At 59.8% G+C, this 17,683-nt stretch carries 10 protein-coding genes; 1 reads left to right on the top strand and 9 read right to left on the bottom strand.

Annotated features, from left to right (window positions below; genetic code table 11):
* Nucleotides 1-47 precede the first annotated feature (47 nt).
* A complete protein-coding gene (gene pdeH, locus IEX01_RS14875; RefSeq protein ID WP_024556169.1) occupies nt 48-821 on the bottom strand; it encodes a cyclic-guanylate-specific phosphodiesterase in 774 nt (257 codons plus the stop codon).
* 232 nt (nt 822-1,053) lie between these two features.
* Here pdeH and kdgK point away from each other — a divergent pair, with 232 nt between their 5' ends.
* The gene (gene kdgK, locus IEX01_RS14870; protein WP_188724100.1) at nt 1,054-1,986 is read left to right on the top strand and encodes a 2-dehydro-3-deoxygluconokinase; all 933 of its coding nucleotides are present in this window, start codon (nt 1,054-1,056) and stop codon (nt 1,984-1,986) included.
* Nucleotides 1,987-2,034: 48 nt separating this feature from the next.
* Here kdgK and IEX01_RS14865 read toward each other — a convergent pair whose 3' ends face one another.
* The 8 genes from IEX01_RS14865 to bcsQ form a co-directional block, all read right to left on the bottom strand.
* Nucleotides 2,035-3,519 (bottom strand): M16 family metallopeptidase, encoded by a 1,485-nt coding sequence (locus tag IEX01_RS14865; RefSeq protein WP_024556167.1) that lies wholly within the window; start codon nt 3,517-3,519, stop codon nt 2,035-2,037.
* A gap of 198 nt (nt 3,520-3,717) precedes the next feature.
* A complete protein-coding gene (locus IEX01_RS14860) occupies nt 3,718-5,004 on the bottom strand; it encodes a dicarboxylate/amino acid:cation symporter (RefSeq protein ID WP_024556166.1) in 1,287 nt (428 codons plus the stop codon).
* Nucleotides 5,005-5,170: 166 nt separating this feature from the next.
* The gene (hmsP, locus tag IEX01_RS14855; RefSeq protein ID WP_229701860.1) at nt 5,171-7,171 is read right to left on the bottom strand and encodes a biofilm formation regulator HmsP; all 2,001 of its coding nucleotides are present in this window, start codon (nt 7,169-7,171) and stop codon (nt 5,171-5,173) included.
* A 113-nt stretch (nt 7,172-7,284) separates the two neighbouring features.
* Nucleotides 7,285-10,791: a cellulose synthase complex outer membrane protein BcsC gene (gene bcsC, locus IEX01_RS14850; protein ID WP_188724098.1), complete on the bottom strand. Its 3,507-nt coding sequence runs from the start codon at nt 10,789-10,791 to the stop codon at nt 7,285-7,287.
* Nucleotides 10,773-11,876 (bottom strand): cellulose synthase complex periplasmic endoglucanase BcsZ, encoded by a 1,104-nt coding sequence (bcsZ, locus tag IEX01_RS14845; RefSeq protein WP_188724097.1) that lies wholly within the window; start codon nt 11,874-11,876, stop codon nt 10,773-10,775. Before bcsZ ends, bcsC begins: the two co-directional genes overlap by 19 nt.
* Nucleotides 11,877-11,882: 6 nt before the next feature.
* Nucleotides 11,883-14,315 (bottom strand): cellulose biosynthesis cyclic di-GMP-binding regulatory protein BcsB, encoded by a 2,433-nt coding sequence (bcsB, locus tag IEX01_RS14840; RefSeq protein WP_188724096.1) that lies wholly within the window; start codon nt 14,313-14,315, stop codon nt 11,883-11,885.
* Between the two features lie 13 nt (nt 14,316-14,328).
* Nucleotides 14,329-16,941 carry a UDP-forming cellulose synthase catalytic subunit gene (gene bcsA, locus IEX01_RS14835; RefSeq protein ID WP_188724095.1) on the bottom strand — a complete coding sequence of 871 codons (2,613 nt, stop codon included), beginning with the start codon at nt 16,939-16,941 and terminating at the stop codon, nt 14,329-14,331.
* Nucleotides 16,928-17,674 carry a cellulose biosynthesis protein BcsQ gene (gene bcsQ / locus IEX01_RS14830; RefSeq protein ID WP_024560530.1) on the bottom strand — a complete coding sequence of 249 codons (747 nt, stop codon included), beginning with the start codon at nt 17,672-17,674 and terminating at the stop codon, nt 16,928-16,930. Before bcsQ ends, bcsA begins: the two co-directional genes overlap by 14 nt.
* Nucleotides 17,675-17,683: the final 9 nt, after the last annotated feature.

Here is a 17,683-nt window from a genome sequence, read left to right as displayed (position 1 = left end):
TTCTACCTTGCCTTAAGTAAAGATAGTTTAGGGAAACGGAAACAACATCAGGAAAGTCTTAGCATTACGCGCTCCAGGGTATCAAAAGAGACCGGACGGGAGAGGAAATATCCCTGAGCGGCAAGCGCGGGCGAAGCCTGCACGTCGCGCCACTCCTCTTCGGTTTCCACCCCTTCGACAATCACCCCTTCGCAATAACGATTCATTAGTTGCAGCAGCAGTGTGAAAAGGTTTTGGCCCTCAGGCGTTTTACGCAGCATCGTGAAGAGCTCGCGCGCCACTTTGATATAGTCGTAACGGACTTCGCTTAACGCCGAGAAATTCGCCATGCCGGTGCCAAAGTCATCCAGCCAGAGCGGCCCTAACTCGCAAACGCTGGCGAACGAGGAGTCCTGCGGCAGGCGGATATGCTCCACCAGCTCAAAGCGCACCCACTCAAGCCGGTTGGCTCGATCCAGCAGTTCGCTGTGTTCGCGCATCGTCAGCAGCGTGGGGCCGTCAATGTTCACCGAGGCCAGCACCTGGTTTTGCTGGAAAAAGGCGGCTCGCGCCTCCAGCACCGACAGCTGTTCGTCAATTACCATCAGCCGCTGGCGAACGGGCAGTTCCGAAAAATAGCGGTCAGGCGGAATGCGCCGATCCGGCTCGCGGGGATGCGTGACCACCGTCAGCAGCTCTACCGCCAATAGTCGCCCATCGGTTTTATATATGGGTTGATAGGTATAGGCACGCTCACACTGCAACCAGAAACGCCGCTCCTGGAGATTTTCAATGTTCGCGGCAGGCATAGGTAGCCGTTGAGTGACCTGTTTTAACTTCATCGTAGTCGTCCTGTTAAACGTGATGGCTGTCCTGGACTCGCCAACGAATTATCGGCCCGCCAGGTGAGAACTTTATGTTCAATCTCTGCCTGTTTATGAATCACTGTTTTTCCGGGACTTTCAAAATACCTGTTTGGCTCAAATAAATATCGGAACGATGTTTTAAAATGTTTGACGGATTTATCAGCGGAGCACACACTAGCTTTCATTTTCTCTGTACAGGTTCTTCACTATGTCTTTGCAAAAGATTGCCGTTATTGGCGAATGCATGATTGAACTGTCGCAAAAAGGCACGGAGGTAAACCGTGGTTTTGGCGGCGATACCCTTAACACGTCAGTTTATATTGCCCGTCAGGTCGCGCCGACCGCCCTCTCCGTGCACTACGTCACCGCGCTGGGCCAGGACAATTTCAGCCAGCAGATGATCGACGCCTGGCAGGCAGAATATGTGAAGACCGACCTGACGCAGCGCATGGAGAACCGGCTGCCGGGCCTGTATTACATTGAGACCGACGCCAGCGGCGAGCGTACGTTTTACTACTGGCGCAATGAAGCGGCGGCCCGCTACTGGCTGGAGAGCGACCAGGCGGACGCCATCTGCGCCGAGCTTGCAGGTTTTGACTACCTCTATCTGAGCGGCATCAGCCTTGCTATTCTCAGCCCGCAAAGCCGTGAAAAACTGCTCAACCTGCTGCGCAACTGCCGCGCCAACGGCGGCAAGGTGATTTTTGACAACAACTATCGCCCGCGCCTGTGGGCCAGCCGCGAAGAGACACAGCAGGTTTATCAGCAGATGTTAAGCTGCACCGATATCGCCTTTCTGACGCTGGATGATGAAGACGCGCTGTGGGGCGAAAAGCCGGTAGAAGAGGTGATTGCGCGCACCCATGCGGCGGGCGTGTGGGAAGTGGTTATCAAGCGCGGCGCGGATTCTTGCCTCGTCGCCATTCAGGGCGAGGCGGTGCTGGACGTGCCGGCGGTGAAACTGCCAAAAGAGAAAGTGATTGATACGACGGCCGCGGGCGACTCCTTCAGCGCCGGCTATCTGGCGGTGCGCCTCGTCGGCGGCAGCGCAGAAGAGGCGGCAAAACGCGGCCATCTGACTGCGAGCACCGTCATTCAGTATCGCGGCGCGATTATTCCCGCCTCGGCGATGCCGGCCTGAGGCCATAAAAAAAGCGCCGCGAGGCGCTTTTTTTATCTGCAACACGCCTTACTGCGCAGGCGGAATATCGGTCACATCCTGATGGGTGTCGTCGGCGGCGGCCGGCGTGACGGCAGGCGTCATTATCTTATCCCACGTCGTTTGCAACTCCTGCATGCTGTACTCAGGCTCACCCTTCGGCTGCAGCAGAATCAGCGACATCGTCTGCGAAAGCTGCTGACGGAGATCCTGGTTTAGCTGCTCAAGCGTCAGGCTGTCCAGGAAGCTCTGGCGCAGCTTCTGGTATTGCTCCGGCGCGATATCCACCACCTGGTTTTGCAAAGAGCGCATCCGTTGGTTGATAAGGATGTCGGTATCTGTGCGCGCATAGGTGGCGAAAAGCTTTTGCAGCTCCAGCTTTTTCTGCGCGATAAGCGCGTTGAACTCATCCCCGGAAAGGCCATTGCCGCGCACGTTCGCCAGCTCACGGGCGACCAGCGCCAGATTGCTGTTGAGCTTGTCGGTCGGCGATTCCACGTTAATGGCGCACTGGGCGCGCTGGAACAGCACGCGGCAGTCAAAGCCGATGCCGATATCCTTGATGCTGTTTTTGCTTAAATTTTGCTGAACGTGCCAGAACAGCGCCTCGCGGGCGAGGTCGGCGCGCCAGTAACGCTGCAGCGCCGCGGATTCGCGGATAGGCTGCCAGGGAGTGTCCCACATGATGGAGAGCCTGTCCTGGCGCACCATATCGGTCATGATGCTCACCGGCTCATGGCGCAGCGGAGAGAGCGTCGGCACCGGCGCAGGCGTTTCGCGCTTGCCTTTCAGGTCGCCAAAGGTTTTGTTGATCTGCTCCGCCACCGCGCGGCTGTCGATGTTGCCGACGACGATAAGCGTCATCGCGTCCGGCGTATACCACTTCTGGTAAAACGCTTTCAGCTGGTTAGCATCCACCGGCTGGCGGATCTCATCCGCCGGGTCGTGGCCGAGCAGTGTCGATCCCTTCAGGCGGTAGCGCCACCAGCCCTCTTTGGTATCGATGGGCGACGTAACGACCATATCCTGTCCCTGCAGCGCCTTTGTAATGCTCTCAGGGGTGATTTTGGTTTGTCCTGCCGCGTCGGCAAGGTACGTCAGCGCTTCTTTGAGTAAATCGTTGCGGTTATTGGGCAGGCTCAGATTAAACAGCGTGGTGTCATAAGAGACAATAACCGGCGGCAACGGGCGCTTCGGGTCGATGCTTTGCTGCCATAAGGAGCGCGCCTGAGTGGGTTGCAGGCTGCCGCTCTGGGTCAACGCAAGGCGCGGCAGAAAGCGGCTGTAACCGCTCTGCTGGGTGCTTTCCGCAAGCGAGCCGGTATTAATGGAGAGGCGGATTTCCACTCGGTCGCTGGGGCGTTGCGGCGTCGCCAGCACCTGCCACTGAAAACCGTTCGCCAGCGTGCCTTGTTGCCAGGCCGGGTCGGGCTGGAGCGCTTCTGCCTGCACGTAGCCAGTAGCCGCTATCATCAGCAGGCTCCCGGCGAAAAGACGAATTTTAGTGCCCTGCATGTGTACCCCTGATCAACATTCCTGGTTAAAAATCATTCAAGCGATGACCTGTCGCGCATGTACGGCCATCAAAGGTGACGTCAGAACTTTTCGTTTGACCGCGAAATTAACAAAACGTCACGCAATAAAGTGAAATAAAAGCCAATTATGCGCAGGGGCCCGCAGCCGAGGCAAGCGGCAGCGGGCAGAAGAGTGAGATCAGGAGGAGATTTGTTGCGGGCGGGCGTCGCGTTTTTTCGGGTTCAGCGTCGCTTTGAGCTGCTTTTCATCAAGCTGTTTAACCCACTTCGCCACGACGATTGTCGCTACGCCATTGCCGACCAGGTTAGTCAGCGCACGCGCTTCCGACATAAAGCGATCGATGCCAAGGATCAGCGCCAGCCCCGCGACAGGCAGGTGGCCTACCGCCGAAATGGTCGCCGCCAGCACGATAAACCCGCTGCCGGTTACCCCGGCCGCCCCTTTCGAAGAGAGCAGCAGCACCACCAGCAGCGTGATTTGATGGAAGATATCCATATGGCTGTTGGTCGCCTGGGCGATAAACACCGCCGCCATCGTCAGATAAATGGAGGTGCCGTCGAGGTTAAACGAGTAACCGGTCGGGATAACCAGCCCCACCACCGATTTCTTGCAGCCCAGCTTCTCCATTTTATCGAGCATGCGCGGCAGCGCCGACTCTGAAGACGACGTCCCCAGCACAATCAGCAGCTCTTCTTTGATGTAGCGGATAAATTTGAAGATATTGAAGCCCGTCGCGCGGGCAATAGCGCCCAATACCACCACCACGAACAGAATACAGGTGATATAGAAGCAGACAATCAGCTGGCCGAGCTGCACCAGCGTGCCGACGCCATATTTCCCAATGGTGAAGGCCATCGCCCCAAACGCGCCAATCGGCGCAAGGCGCATGATCATATTGATAATGCCGAAGATAACCTGCGAGAAGCTTTCAATAACGTTGAAAATCAGCTGGCCGTTTTTGCCAAGACGGTGCAGCGCAAAGCCAAACAGCACGGCGAACAGCAGCACCTGCAAAATGTTGCCGCTGGCGAACGCGCCGATGACGCTGCCGGGGATAACGTCCAGCAGGAAGGCGACTACGCCCTGCTGCTGCGCCTGTTCGGCGTAAACCGCCACCGCTTTCGCGTCCAGCGTCGCCGGGTCAACGTTCATGCCCGCGCCTGGCTGCACCAGGTTCACAATAACCAGGCCGATAATCAGCGCCAGCGTGCTGACGACCTCAAAATAGAGCAGCGCGACCGCGCCGGTGCGCCCAACCGCCTTCATGCTTTCCATGCCGGCGATGCCGGTCACCACGGTACAGAAAATCACCGGGGCGATAATCATTTTGATGAGCTTAACGAAGGCGTCGCCCAGCGGCTTCATCTGCGCGCCCAGCTCCGGGTAGAAGTGGCCGAGCAGAATGCCGATAGCGATGGCGGTCAAAACCTGAAAATAGAGGCTCTTGAAGAGTGAGAGTTTCATAGGGTGTCCTTGAAGGTAATAACCACAAGAAAAGTGCTTGTTTAGCAATCCTGTTGGCTAAAAGTAACACCCGGTATACATCACAGAAATAACAACACACCAGCTTGTTAACATTAATGTTAAAAATTATGAGCTGGCTCGCATAAGTCGCGCTGAATCGCAGCGCTTACGCCGCAGGGCCGGAGCGAGAAAGATAAAGACGCTCAAACTCCTGCGCCGTTGTCGCCTTACCGAACAGGTAGCCCTGCGCCAGGCTCACGCCGGCGCTGGCGAGCCAGTCGCGCTGCGCGTCGGTTTCCACCCCTTCGGCCACCACGTCCAGCGACAAACTCGCCGCCAGCTGAATAATCACGTCGGCCATGCCATGCTCCTGCGGTAGCCCTTCAATAAATTTTTTATCCATTTTCATCACGTCCACCGGCACCGTTTTCATATGGTGCAGCTGACGCAGGCTGGCGTAACCCATACCGAAATCATCCAGCGCAATACGCACCCCGGCGTTACGCAACGGGCGCAGAATAGAAACCGCCGCGTCCGGGTCGTCGATACGGCGGCTTTCCGTGACCTCCAGCACCAGCGTGCCTGGCGCGATGCGGTAGCGTTCAAGCAAAGCGAGCAGCGAGGGCACCATCTCATGGTGCAGCAACTGCAACGCTGACAGGTTTACCGACAGCGGCATCGTGATGTTGCGGCTTTGCCAGGCCGCCAGCAGCCGACACGCCTCCTCCAGCACCCAGTTGCCCACCAGCACCATCAGGCCGCTGGATTCAATGGTCTCAATCAACCCTTCCGGCAAGGCCCAGCTGCCGTCCGCCTGCTGCTGGCGAAGCAGCGCTTCGGCGCTGACCACTTTGCCGGTGCGCAAATCGACCTGCGGCTGAAGCCAGATGGCGTACTGATGGCTGTCGAGCGCATTGAGGATATCGCTCTCTTCGGTCAGCCGCCGCTGCGCCTGAAGCGTCTGCTCGGGGTCGAAAAAGAGCACCTGGTTTTTACCCTTGCGTCGCGCGCTGAAGGCGGCCACCACGGCATGACGATAAAGCTGCTCTGCGCTGAGTTCGCCATGGTACATCGCGATGCCGATGCTGGCGGTAGGTCGCAAATGCAACTCGCCGCCAGGCAGGTTTTCACCGATCGCGGCAAGCAGCTGTTGGGCAAGCGTTAACGCATGCCCCCGCTCCTTCACGCCGTGGGCAATAACGGCGAAGTCATAATGGCTGACCTGGGCGATAACCATTCTCGGCGACAGCGCCGACCGCATTCTTTCCACAATGGTGACGAGCACGCGGCTGCGTTCTTCTTCACTCAACACCGCCGCCGCTTCCTGCAAGGTTTCACAGGCGATAAACACCAGCGCCGTGGTTTTGCCGCCCGAGACGACCTTTTCCAGCAGCGACATCAGCAGCGCCCGGTTCGGCAGGCCGGTAATCGGCGAGTGGGTGCTGAGCGCCGTGGTCTCTTCCTGCAGGCGCATCAGCGTTTGCTGGTTGCGGTTATAGCTGCGCACCAGCATGCCTATCTCATCATCTTTATGCAGCCGCGCCAGCTTAAGCTGGTGAGGAAGCACTTTCGCCGCGTCCAGCTCGTTAAGCTCGCGGGCAATTTTACGCAGCGGGTGGACGATAAGCCGGTTAACGCACCAGGTAATGGCCACGGAAAGAATCAGCGAGAGCAGCAGCCAGGCGGTAAGCAATGTTGAAATCAGGTGCATGATAAAGCGATAAACGCGCCACGAGTCCGCCTGCAAAACCAGATAGGCCAGGGGCTGCGGGTTCGCCGGGCGTTCAAGGGAGTACAGCGGCAGGGTAATCTGCACCGGCAGCTCAAAAATGCGCGAAATCATCATCGGGATGGGGCGATCGGGCGTGAAACGCACCCTTAACGCCTGAAACTGGTTTGGCAGCACTACGTCGGCGCGGCTGATAACGCCCGCCGGTTTGATCTGCTGCAAAATCGCTTCCGCTTCGGGAATATCGGCTTTCAGAATGGCGGCGGAGAGAGGCTGGCGCACCGAGCGCGCCACGCTCTCCATCTGCATGGCAACGTTATAGCGATTGGACTGCGCGAAGTGAAACAGCAAAATCACAACAAAAACAAAAATAAACACCAGGGAGACGGCTGACACCGTCGCCATTTGTTTAATCGTTAAGGAACGACTGACTCGCAAGTTAACTCTCCACTGTGCCTCTGCCCGCTGCAAATAATGCGCTTTGCGGGCAGAGTATACTGCATTGTGTAGAATTTTGACCGCGAACTCTCGGCGCTAACCCTTTATTCAGACTACCAGTCCGCGTATGGCACCAGCGGCTGCGGCGGCATATCCATATCGCCCTGCCAGCCCGCCTGGGAGTAGCGTACAAATATCTGCGCATGGCTTGGGGTGTAATCTTTCGCCTGCTGGATATCAATGCCCGCACCGATCGACCAGTTTTTGCTGATGCGTCTCTCCACCAGCGCGCGCGCCGTATAGCCGAAGCCGGACCCGGTGCCGCCGGATTCCGGCTCCGCCTTATCGCCATAACGGTCAAAAACGCCGTCGCCGTCGGTGTCCTGCGGCGAAGGAACCAGGCCGGAAAGCGGATAGCGCGGCCCGCTGCGGGTACGCGAATGCGACCAGGAGGCGGAACCGCCCACTTCCCATGACCAGTTTTCTGTGCGCTGGCGCCAGGTCAGCGGCACGGCGAACGACACATACTCCTGAGGACTGTAATAACCGCCCTGACCGAGGTTATAGCCGCTCAGGTCCTTCTCGTAGTGCCAGATCATGTTGTTCAGGCCCAGCGTCAGGCGGCGATTATCCTCGTTAATAAACTTATAGTAATAGCCCGTCATCCAGCGCACGCGCCAGTTGTCCTGAACGTTTTTACCCGTAAGCATATCGGCGTTAAGGCTCGCCCATACGCCGTTCGCCTCGCCTTTATCATAGCTCAGGCTCACCCCGCCGCCGGTGGCGCGAACCCCGCCCCAGGTCGTACCGGTATTGGCGCTGGCGTCTTTCTGCCCGGCGAACGCGAGCAGCGAGCTGGAGAGAGGGCGACGGTGCGCGTTAAGCGTATAGCCAACAGGGCCGAGATCGTCGCTGTAGCTCAGGCCGCCTACGATATCAACGACCTTAAAGCCCATCGGCGTCGTGCCGATATCCCCCTCCCAGGTGTCGTTGCGCCAGCCCGCCGCGACGCTTACGCCATGCGCTTTTTGCGAGGCGCTGCCGTAGCATGGCGTTGCCTCGCAGGTTCCCCAACTGGGGCTATATACGCCATCTTCGCTTTTAAAGCTTCCGGCGTTCATATTCACCACGTCGGTGCGAAAGAACATCCGTCCGTCGCTGAGCGGGGCGTCCACCTGAAGCATGGTGGTGTGCGCTTTTAAATCCGAATAGCCCGGCGTACCGCTGGAGCCCCAGTAGTCGTGGTCGAGCGTGACGTTCACATCCTGTTGACGGTAAAGCGCCGCCGCGTCGCTGCGCACGCCGCGCTTAAGCCAGTCATCTTTTTCATGGTTGCGCGTCAGCCGGGTGAAGTCGCCGTTATCCCGTGGCCGTGAAGGCGCAATGCCCGACGCCACCATGGCGTCGCGATACGTTTCCAGCGCCTGCTGCGGCTCGCCATCCTGCGCCTGAAAACGGGCCGCGTCGCGCAACACCAGGGCGGTGGCCTGTGAGGGCGGTTGCGACGTCGCCTGCGGGATAAGCTTGCGAAAGCCTTCGCGCGCCGCTGTTTTATCCCCCGCCAGCGCCAGCACGTTGGCGACGCGGCGTTCGGCATTCAGCGCGGGCGGCTCACCGGGGGACGCGACAGGCAGTTGCGCAAGCTGCGCCCGGGCGCCTGCGCCATCTCCTTCGTCCGCCAGCACTTCCGCAAGTCCCAGTCGCGCGTCGGCGTTGTCCGGCTCCCGTTGCAGCACTTTCTGATACAGCGCGCGCGCGTCAGCATCGTCACCGCGCTGCTGCGCCCAGTCCGCCAGCGTTAAATCAATGCGGGTGGCGGGTGGCTGGCTTAGCAACAGCGTGATGGCCTGGCGCTCCTGGCCTGCGTCGCGCAGGCGGTTAGCCTGATTAATAAGCCCGTTGCTCGCCAGCCGCTGCGCCAGTTCGTGGATATTCGGGTTCCATTTCGCCTGCGGCAGCGCGGCGATTTGCGCCAGCGCCTCCTGGTCGCGGTCCTGGCCGGAAAGATAGAGGCTGCGAGCGTATACCTGTTCAGCATCCTGCGGCTTAAGCCGGGCGAGGTCGGCAAAAGCGGTGTCAGCCGCGGTTTGCTGACCGGCCGCCGCCAGGTCTTTCGCCAGCCGGTATGTTATCCAGACATCGCCAGGCGAAAGCGCCAGCCGTTCGCGGTGACGCGCCACCGCCTCGCTAAAGCGCCCCTGGTTTTCCAGCGCGGCGGCCTCCTGCTCCAGCCGGTCGTTAGTCAGGCTGCGCTCGATATCATCAATGCTGCGCCGTTGGCTGGCGCTTAAGCCTGCAATAAAGGCGCTGGCTTGTACCGGCGACTGGCGGCGGTAAAGATTGGCAAGACCGCGCACCGCGTTGCTGTTGCCGCGGTCCAGGCGCAGCGCCTGCTGATAATAGCGCTCCGCCGCCGCGTCATCCTTTTCCGCCACCGCCACATCGCCAAGCCCCAGCACCGCGTAGCTGTCGCGCTTATCCACCGCCCGCGCCTGCTGGTATTTCCGCTTCGCAAGTGCGATGTCGTTGGCCTTCAGGGCCGCGTCGCCCTGCCCGATGAGCAGCCAGTAACGGTTAGTCTGCAGCAGACTGTCCCATTTGCTGCGATTGTCGCTGGCCGGGTCGATAGCCATGGCCTGTTCAAGCAGCGACACCGCCTTCGCCCGGTTGCCCTGGCGGGCGTAAGCCTGCGCCAGCGCGCCCAATACCTCGCTGTCCTGCGGATTGGCGCGTCGCGCCTGCTCAAGCTCAGGCAGCGCGCCGCCGCCCTGCCCGGCATCCACCGCCGCCAGCCCCTGCGCGCGGGCGCGAAACGCCGGGTCGGCGAGCTTCGCCTGCTGCTCCGCCAACTGCGTTTGCGCTTTGGCGACGCTGTCGCCAAAAGAAAATACCAATAAATAGCGCTGCAACGCTTTTACGCTGGCGTCGCTTATCGGCATCGACTGAATATGTTGATACCACTGTCGCGACGCGGTTTCTCTGCCGGTGGCTGATTTCGCCAGCTGTTCAAGAACGGCGAACCCTTCTTCATCGCGGTCGCTGGCGAAAAACAGCTGCGCCAGCGTGCTGCCGGCCTGCACGTTGCCCGGCTCCTGGCGGTTAATCGCCTGAAGCTGGCTTAACGCCTCGTTACGCTGCGCGGGCAGCTTCGCCGCGAGCGTCCAGTACTCCACGGCCAGTTCGCCCTGGGGCGGCTTGCCGTTAAACAGTTTCTGGTACGCCGCCAGCGCCTGTGGGACGTGGCCGGTGGCGCCGAGCAGGCGGGCTTGCTGAAGCTGCTGGCGGACTTCTTGCGAAGCGAGCGTCATGGTTAACTGCGCCTGGCGCAGCGCGTCAGAACCCGGCGCGAGCGTCGCTAATCTGTCGAGCTGCCTCTGCGCGCCCGCCATATCGCCCTGGCGCAACTGGTAGCGCAGGCGCGCGCTAATCGTCTGCGGATTGTCCGGGTCCATCAGCTCAAGGCGATAGAGCGACTGGCGCACCAGATCGTCGCGCTGCGTCGTTTCGCCAAGGCGGATCTGCTCGAGCAATTGTTGACGAACGTCAGCCTGCGCCCAAGCCTGCGGCATCAGGCCGAGGCCGAGCGTCAGGCCAAGCAGGCTTATGGAGAACTTCGACATTCTTCTCCCCATCCAGGCGCTACTTCTCCCTGGGCTGAAAAACGGAAACGGTGCTCATCCCACCCCTGGCCAAACAGGGTAAGGACGTAGCTGTAATAAGCGTCATTTTTGGGAAAGTTATCGGCCACGCGCTGGCGCTGAATCGCCTGGGCGTCGCGATTCTGAAGAAAGGGCAGCAGCGACGCGGAAAAGCCCACCGGCCCCTGCCCCTGCGGTTTGCCATCCGTCACGCCCACTTTTTCTGGCGGCACGCCTTGCTTTTGCGTCAGCGCCGCCATGGGTTTGAAGCGTTGCAGCAGGGCGGCTTTTTGCCTGTCACCGTCATGCAGCATGCCCACCCACAAATAGACGCGAATGGCGTCATAGCCGCTCACCAGCGGTTTTTCCGGCTTCATCTGCCAGCTTGCGCCTGTCCAGTTGACCCAGTCGGGCGAAAAACCCTTCGGTGCGGTTTCGGCCAGCAGCCGCAAGTTGCTCTCCTGAACGGCAGTCCAGGGCGCACCGTAGCGGGTGAAGTAACGCGCCAGCTGGGGCGGTAAGTAGCTCGGATTGAGGCGCCAGACGTTGTGCTCAGCGAAACCGACTTTGCCCGGCAGCAGCGTCAGCCCCAGTCCCGGCACCTTAACCACTTCCTCTTTAGCGATACGCGCAAGCAGCGCCTTGCCGGTTTCGCTATAGCGCGGCGTTTGCCACACTCTTCCGGCTTCAAGCAGCGCCCAGGCTATCCAGACATCGGCGTCGGAGGCGGAGTTGGTATCCAGCACCGTCCAGTCGTTTTCCGCCTTTTTGCCCCATAGCCAGGCGGGCAATGACGTTTTCAGCGACCCGCCGGCGAGGTTGTTTTCGGTCCACGCCAGCAGCCTGTCGAACGCCTTTTGATCGTTAGCCGCCAGCGCGAAGAACAGCGCATAGCTCTGTCCTTCAGAGGTGGTGATGTTGCGCTCGCTGCTCGGGTCGATAACCCGGCCTCCCTCGCTGACATACTCTTTTTTAAACTGCTCCCAGGCAGGCCAGCCGCAGGCGGCGTGCGTGGCGGTCGCTGCCAGCAGCAGTCCCGCTATCGCTCCTTTGCTCAGGCGCGTCATTGGCGCTTACTCCTCTGAGCCCAGACGGCGGCGGCTCAGGATGCGCAGCAGACGCCATAACACCCACGCGAGCAGCACCACGGTAACCACGGCGAAAATCGCCAGCATGATGGGGTGACCGGAGAAGGCGTACCAGATCCGCTCAAACCACGGCAGATGACCGACATAGTAAACATCGCCGACCCGCAGGCTATTGACGCCGGATTCCCTGACGACCGCCACCGAGCCGTAAACCGCCGCGCGTTTGCCGCTGTCATTCAGCGCATCATTAAGCAACTGGTAGCCGCGCGGGCTGTCCGCCAGCAGCGCCACGACGCTGCGCTGGTCATCGTAAGGCGACTGAAAGCCGATGACGGCCGCCATCGGCGCGCTGGAGATAATGGTGGACTGGCTTTTCGCCTGCCGGTCATGCTCATCCGGTATCGCCGTCGGCAACTGATACTCCCGCGTCGGGCTTTTCACCCAGCTTTCATTCGCCTGCACCAGCAGATCCAGATGCTGATCGTCTTTAAAGCGCGTCGGCAGCGAGCCGATTATCAAAATATCGGCGTCTTTATTTTTTATGTCGTCACCCTTATCGGTCACCGTGACGTTAACCGCCGGGAAGCCGGTCTGCGCGCCGATGGACGCCAGCGTGTTGAGCAGCGCGCTCACCTGCGCGGCCTGCGGTTCAGGCGGCACCACGACCAGCGTGTCGGAGAGATCCGCCATACGGCTGAAAGGGAAGCCCGCGTTGGCGAACGCCCGTAAATCGGGCATGGCGATAAAGTGGTGATAACGCGAGAAGTCGAGCGTGGAGTCATCGCCGATGACCACATTATTTCGCACCGACTGGAAGGTAACGCAGTTGTCCACCGAACCGCCCGGCATAGGGTTCATGTACTGAAAATCAAAACGCAGCTGGTTAACGGCGCCCAGTTTCAGCGCCGGGATAGAGACATCGGTCTTGCCATCCAGCAGCCCCTGCAATACCGGCAGGCGCAGCAGCAGTCGGTTAGTTTCTTCTTTGGGTTGCAGGCTAAACGACTGCAGGAACTGGTTATTAAGGCTGATGTCCATCCGCGAACTGTCGCGCGCTACCGGCGCGCTGTAGCGGTAATTTAGCCGCATATCGATCCCGTTGCTGCGCAGCAGGTACAGGTCCGGCGGCAGGTTCAGCGTCAGGTTAATGGAGCCAGGCTCCAGACCGCTCGACTGCAATTGCTCTTCATAGGTTTTCAGTTCTGCGAAGGTGATAGCGCGATCGGTACGTACCCAATTCGGCGCATCGTAAGGCTGCCTTGCAAGCAGCGGCTTAACGTTACCGACCACCACGCTTGAACCGCGGAACAGAATATTGCCCTGGGCGATGCCCTTCGCCGCCTGCAGGAGATCGTTGTCATCGCGCCCGAGCACCAGCAACAGCTTCATCCAGGGGTGTTGCGGGTGGTTTACCATCTCGATAGTCGGCGCGTTTACCGGCGGGCGATCGCGCAGGAAGTCGGGGCGCTTATCATTGGTGGCGAAAACAATGCCGCTGCTCTCCGGCAACTGGTTAAAGAGCACCGGGAAATTTTGCCCGCGCCATGCCGCGCGCGCGCCGAACCAGGAGGCGACTATCGCTGCGGCGCGCTGCTGGGTCAGGTCCGGCGAGGCGGCGAAAATCACCGGCAGCACCAGCGGGCGCGTGTCCCGCGGGTCAAAGAACGGCACCGGGAAATGCGACAGATCGTTTTGCAACTGAAGCTTCTGGAAAGTCAGGTCGACAGAGCTGTTGCGCCCCACATCCATCCATAACGCGCTGCTGGCCGGGTTTTCGCAGACATCGCGATAATGGCCGATAAACTCCAGCCGCACGCGGTTAAAGTCGCTGATATAGAGCGGGTCGACCGGCATCTGGGCGAACGTTTTCTTACCAAGCTGCTCTTTGGTCACGGGCAATACGCCCATCAGTTCGTCATTAAGATAAACCTTGAGCTGGGACTGTACCGGCAGCAGCGCAGGCGATGGCGTATATTCCAGATTCAGCATCGCTTTAGAAACTACCTCGTCGCTGCGCATGCCGAACTCCACCGCCCCGTCAGGCTTGACGCCGCGCAGCACCATGCTGCCTGGCGCAGGCGCAATAGAGGCGAAGCTGAGCTTGACCTCACGGGAAGGCGTGTCGCTCTGCGCAACCGGCGCGCCGGCACCGTTGACGCCGGGCATCACCTGACCGACGACAGGGTCGCCTGCGGCAGGCACCGGCGCCTGCCCGACCGGCGGCGGCACATCCGGCGTGACCTGCTCCGCCTGCGTCGGCTGCGCCGTCACCACGCCCTGCGTTGCGGGCGCGACCGTCGGCACCGTCGGCGCGGCGGTCGCCTGGGGATTCGCCGCGGGCGCCGCCTGAACGGTCAGCGTCAACAGCGCGCTTATTCCAACAGCTAGTGCACAACTCCAGGAGAATTTTCTTTTCATTGCCTTTTCATCATCATTGACTCATAACCGGGGCCGGCGCTTGCCCGGCAACCCCACGCGCCGGACGGCGAGGAACAAACGACACTACCCAGCCGACCAGCGCAGTGAGTGCCCTGAAAACCATTTTTACTGAGGAAGGCGCGAACTCCGCGAGATGGCGGTAGCCGCGAAAACCAAGCCTGAGAATATCCAGCAGGCTTTCCAGCGGTTTATCTTCCGGGAAACTGTCCTGCCAGAGCGCCCAGGTATCCGCGCGCGCAAACGTGCATTGCACAAAATCGATATGCTGACGGGTGCTCATCTGGTCCAGATGCAGCCCCACCTCCGTACCGAACACGCGGGCTACCCGGGCCGGGAAGGCGTACTCCTGCTGGCCGCGCTTAAGCAGCAGCTTCACTTTTTGCCCTTCCCGCACCTGCGCCTGGCCATGGATTTTTATCCCCAGCCCGCCGTCCGAATAGTCATGCACCGTACAGGAGAAGAGATGGCCGTCTTCACGGGCGATTGCCGCCGGCATGACCATTTCCACGCGGTGGGCGCGCCGCACCTGTTTGCTCTCAACGGAAACCGCCACCGCGCCGCCGAGAATAATCAGGTTGTAGAAAACCCAGGCCATGGAAACGATAACCGTGAGAATTTCGTTTTGCGGGCCATAGACGTAGCGCCAGACGCCGACCAGCAGCCCGACCACGTTCAGAAGCACCAGGAAGATGTAGGGACGCGAGATAACCCAGTCGACATACTCTTCTTCTACCAGCCCCCCTTTCGCCGTCACGTTAAACTTCCCTTTATGCGGGTTGATTAAGGCGACGAAGGTCGGCGGCGCAATGTACCAGGCCAGTACGGTTTCGTAGATTTCGCTCCAGAAAGAGTGGCGATATTTGCCCTGAATTTTGGAGTTGGTGAGGCTGGCGTGAATCATATGCGGCAAGACAAAGAGCGCAATCATCAACGCCGGGGCGTAGATGATGTAAGCGTGCAGCATTAAGAACGCCAGCGGCGCGGTCAGGAAAATAAGCCGCGGAATACCGGAAAGAAAGTGGAACATGGCGTTCACGTAACAAAGCCGCTGCGCGAATTTCAGCCCTTTGCCAAATAAGGGGTTATCAAGACGGAAAATTTGCACCATGCCGCGCGCCCAGCGGATGCGCTGGCCGATATGCGCCGAGAGGCTCTCTGTCGCCAGTCCCGCCGCCTGGGGAATGCGCATGTAGGCAGAGGTATACCCCCGGCGATGCAGGCGCAGCGAGGTATGGGCGTCTTCGGTCACGGTTTCCACCGCGATGCCGCCGATTTCGTCCAGCGGCTTGCGGCGAATAACAGCGCAGGAGCCGCAAAAGAAGGCGGCGTCCCACATATCGTTGCCATCCTGCACCAGACCATAGAACAGCGTTCCCTCATTCGGGGTCTTACGAAAACGGCCCAGGTTGCGCTCAAACGGATCCGGTGAGAAGAAATGGTGCGGCGTCTGCATCATCGCCAGCTTTTTGTCTTTCACAAACCAGCCCATGGTCATCTGCAGGAACGAGCGCGTGGGCACATGGTCGCAGTCAAAGATAGAGACAAACTCGCCGGTGGCGTGCTTGAGCGCGTTATTAATATTGCCCGCCTTGGCATGCTCATGCGTGGTGCGGGCGATATAGTTCACACCGACCTCTTTGGCGAACCGGCGGAACGCCTCCCTTCCGCCATCGTCGAGGATCCAGATGGTGAGCTTGTCTTTCGGCCAGTCGATGCCAAGCGAGGCGTAAATCGTGTTTTTCACGACGTTGAGATCTTCGTTGTAAGTCGGCACGAAGATATCAACGGAAGGCCACTGCGCCATCTCCTCTGGCAGCGGAACCGGCTGGCGGTTAAGCGGCCAGACCACCTGAAAATAGCCGAGCACCAGTACAACCCAGGCATAGGTTTCCGCAAAGAGCAGCACCAGGCCGCAGACCAGGCTTACCGGATCGTTCCAGTTCAGGGTTGAGGTGTAGCGCCACCAGATATAGCGGCAGGAGACCGTGAGCGAAAGCACTACCAACATGAGCACGGAGAAACGCCCCGGCAGCCGTCGCACCATGAGCGCCACGCCCCACAGCAGCAGCAGGAAGATGAACTGCGACAGAGGGTTAAAGGGCTGCGTGATGCAGAGCACCGCCAGCAGCAGGGAGAAAACAATCACCACACCAAGAATTATCCGCCGCCAGCGCGCGCTAAGATGCTCAAGCTCCTTTTTGTCGTCATGGCGCTGCGTGCTTTCGCTAAAGCGCTGCGGCAGGTTTTCCAGCCACAGATGATAGCGGGCGCGTAAGCGTTGCAGCCCGGACACTGAACGCCAACGCGGCGTCGTCAGCAACCCTTGCGGCTTAACCAGCATCAGCCACAGGCTTTGCAACAGATAACGGGCGCAGTCCAGCGGGCGCGGGCGCAGAGGATTAATATGGGGAAACAGCGCATCATGCCGCGCGCGGATAGCCTGCCAGCGGCGATTTTCCAGCGGCAGAAACATCCAGCCGATAACAAACAGCAGGCAGCCTACGGCCGCGCTGAAGGCGGGCGCGCCATGGCGGCGGTAAAGCCCATAGCGCTCGCTCAGACGGGCGCCGACTGGCGGGACGAGCAGCCAACTAGCGACCCTCATGCAACGCCTCTTCGCCGTAATGAAGAATGCACCAGTTCGCCAGCGTTATGATCTCCTCTGAAGCCAGGGCATCGGCCCGGTATTCGCCGGGCGGCTGCTTTATCGCCAGCGCTTCCGCCACCGCTTCATCGCGATGAATCACTATCGGCAACAGGTTGCGCTGGGTTTGCAGCCAGAGCTGATAAATATCATCCTGCAGCTGACTGTTCAGGGCGCGCCCGTTCACCAGCACATCCGCGCCCTCCGGCAGCGCCTGTTGATGAAGACGGATATGGCAGTTGGCGTCTGGCGTAGCGATGCTGAGCACGTTATCCGTTACGCTAATCAGGCTGCGGGTAAGCAGGGTGTGCTCCGCCGGCAAATCGAGCAAAATCCAGCGGTAGCGCCCGCTGGCCTTTAACATTTGCAGCGCAGCGGCAAACTCAATAAGAGAGTGTTCTGTTTCCGGCCAGCGTTGCAGTTGCGCCTGGGTTAACTGTCCAAAGGGCAGCAGATCAAGGTCAGGGGTATAACGCCACGCGCAGGCGCGCCACGACCCTTTTTCCAGCATGGCGCGCGCCCAGCCCTGCTCATGGGAAAAATCGACGTTAAAAAAATGCCGCAGCAGGTTATCTCTGGAGGCGTCGACAACCAGTACCGTCTCGCCAAGCTGTTGCAATGCCCAGCCAAGCGCCGCCGTTAATGAGGTGGTTCCCACCCCGCCGCGCACGCCTTGTAATCCCAGTATTGTCATCCGCAGCTC

This window comes from Franconibacter daqui, from assembly GCF_014644275.1.
Lineage (GTDB): Bacteria > Pseudomonadota > Gammaproteobacteria > Enterobacterales > Enterobacteriaceae > Franconibacter > Franconibacter pulveris.
Note: the sequence above shows the minus strand (reverse complement) of the source record. Positions and strands in the feature narration are given on the sequence as shown.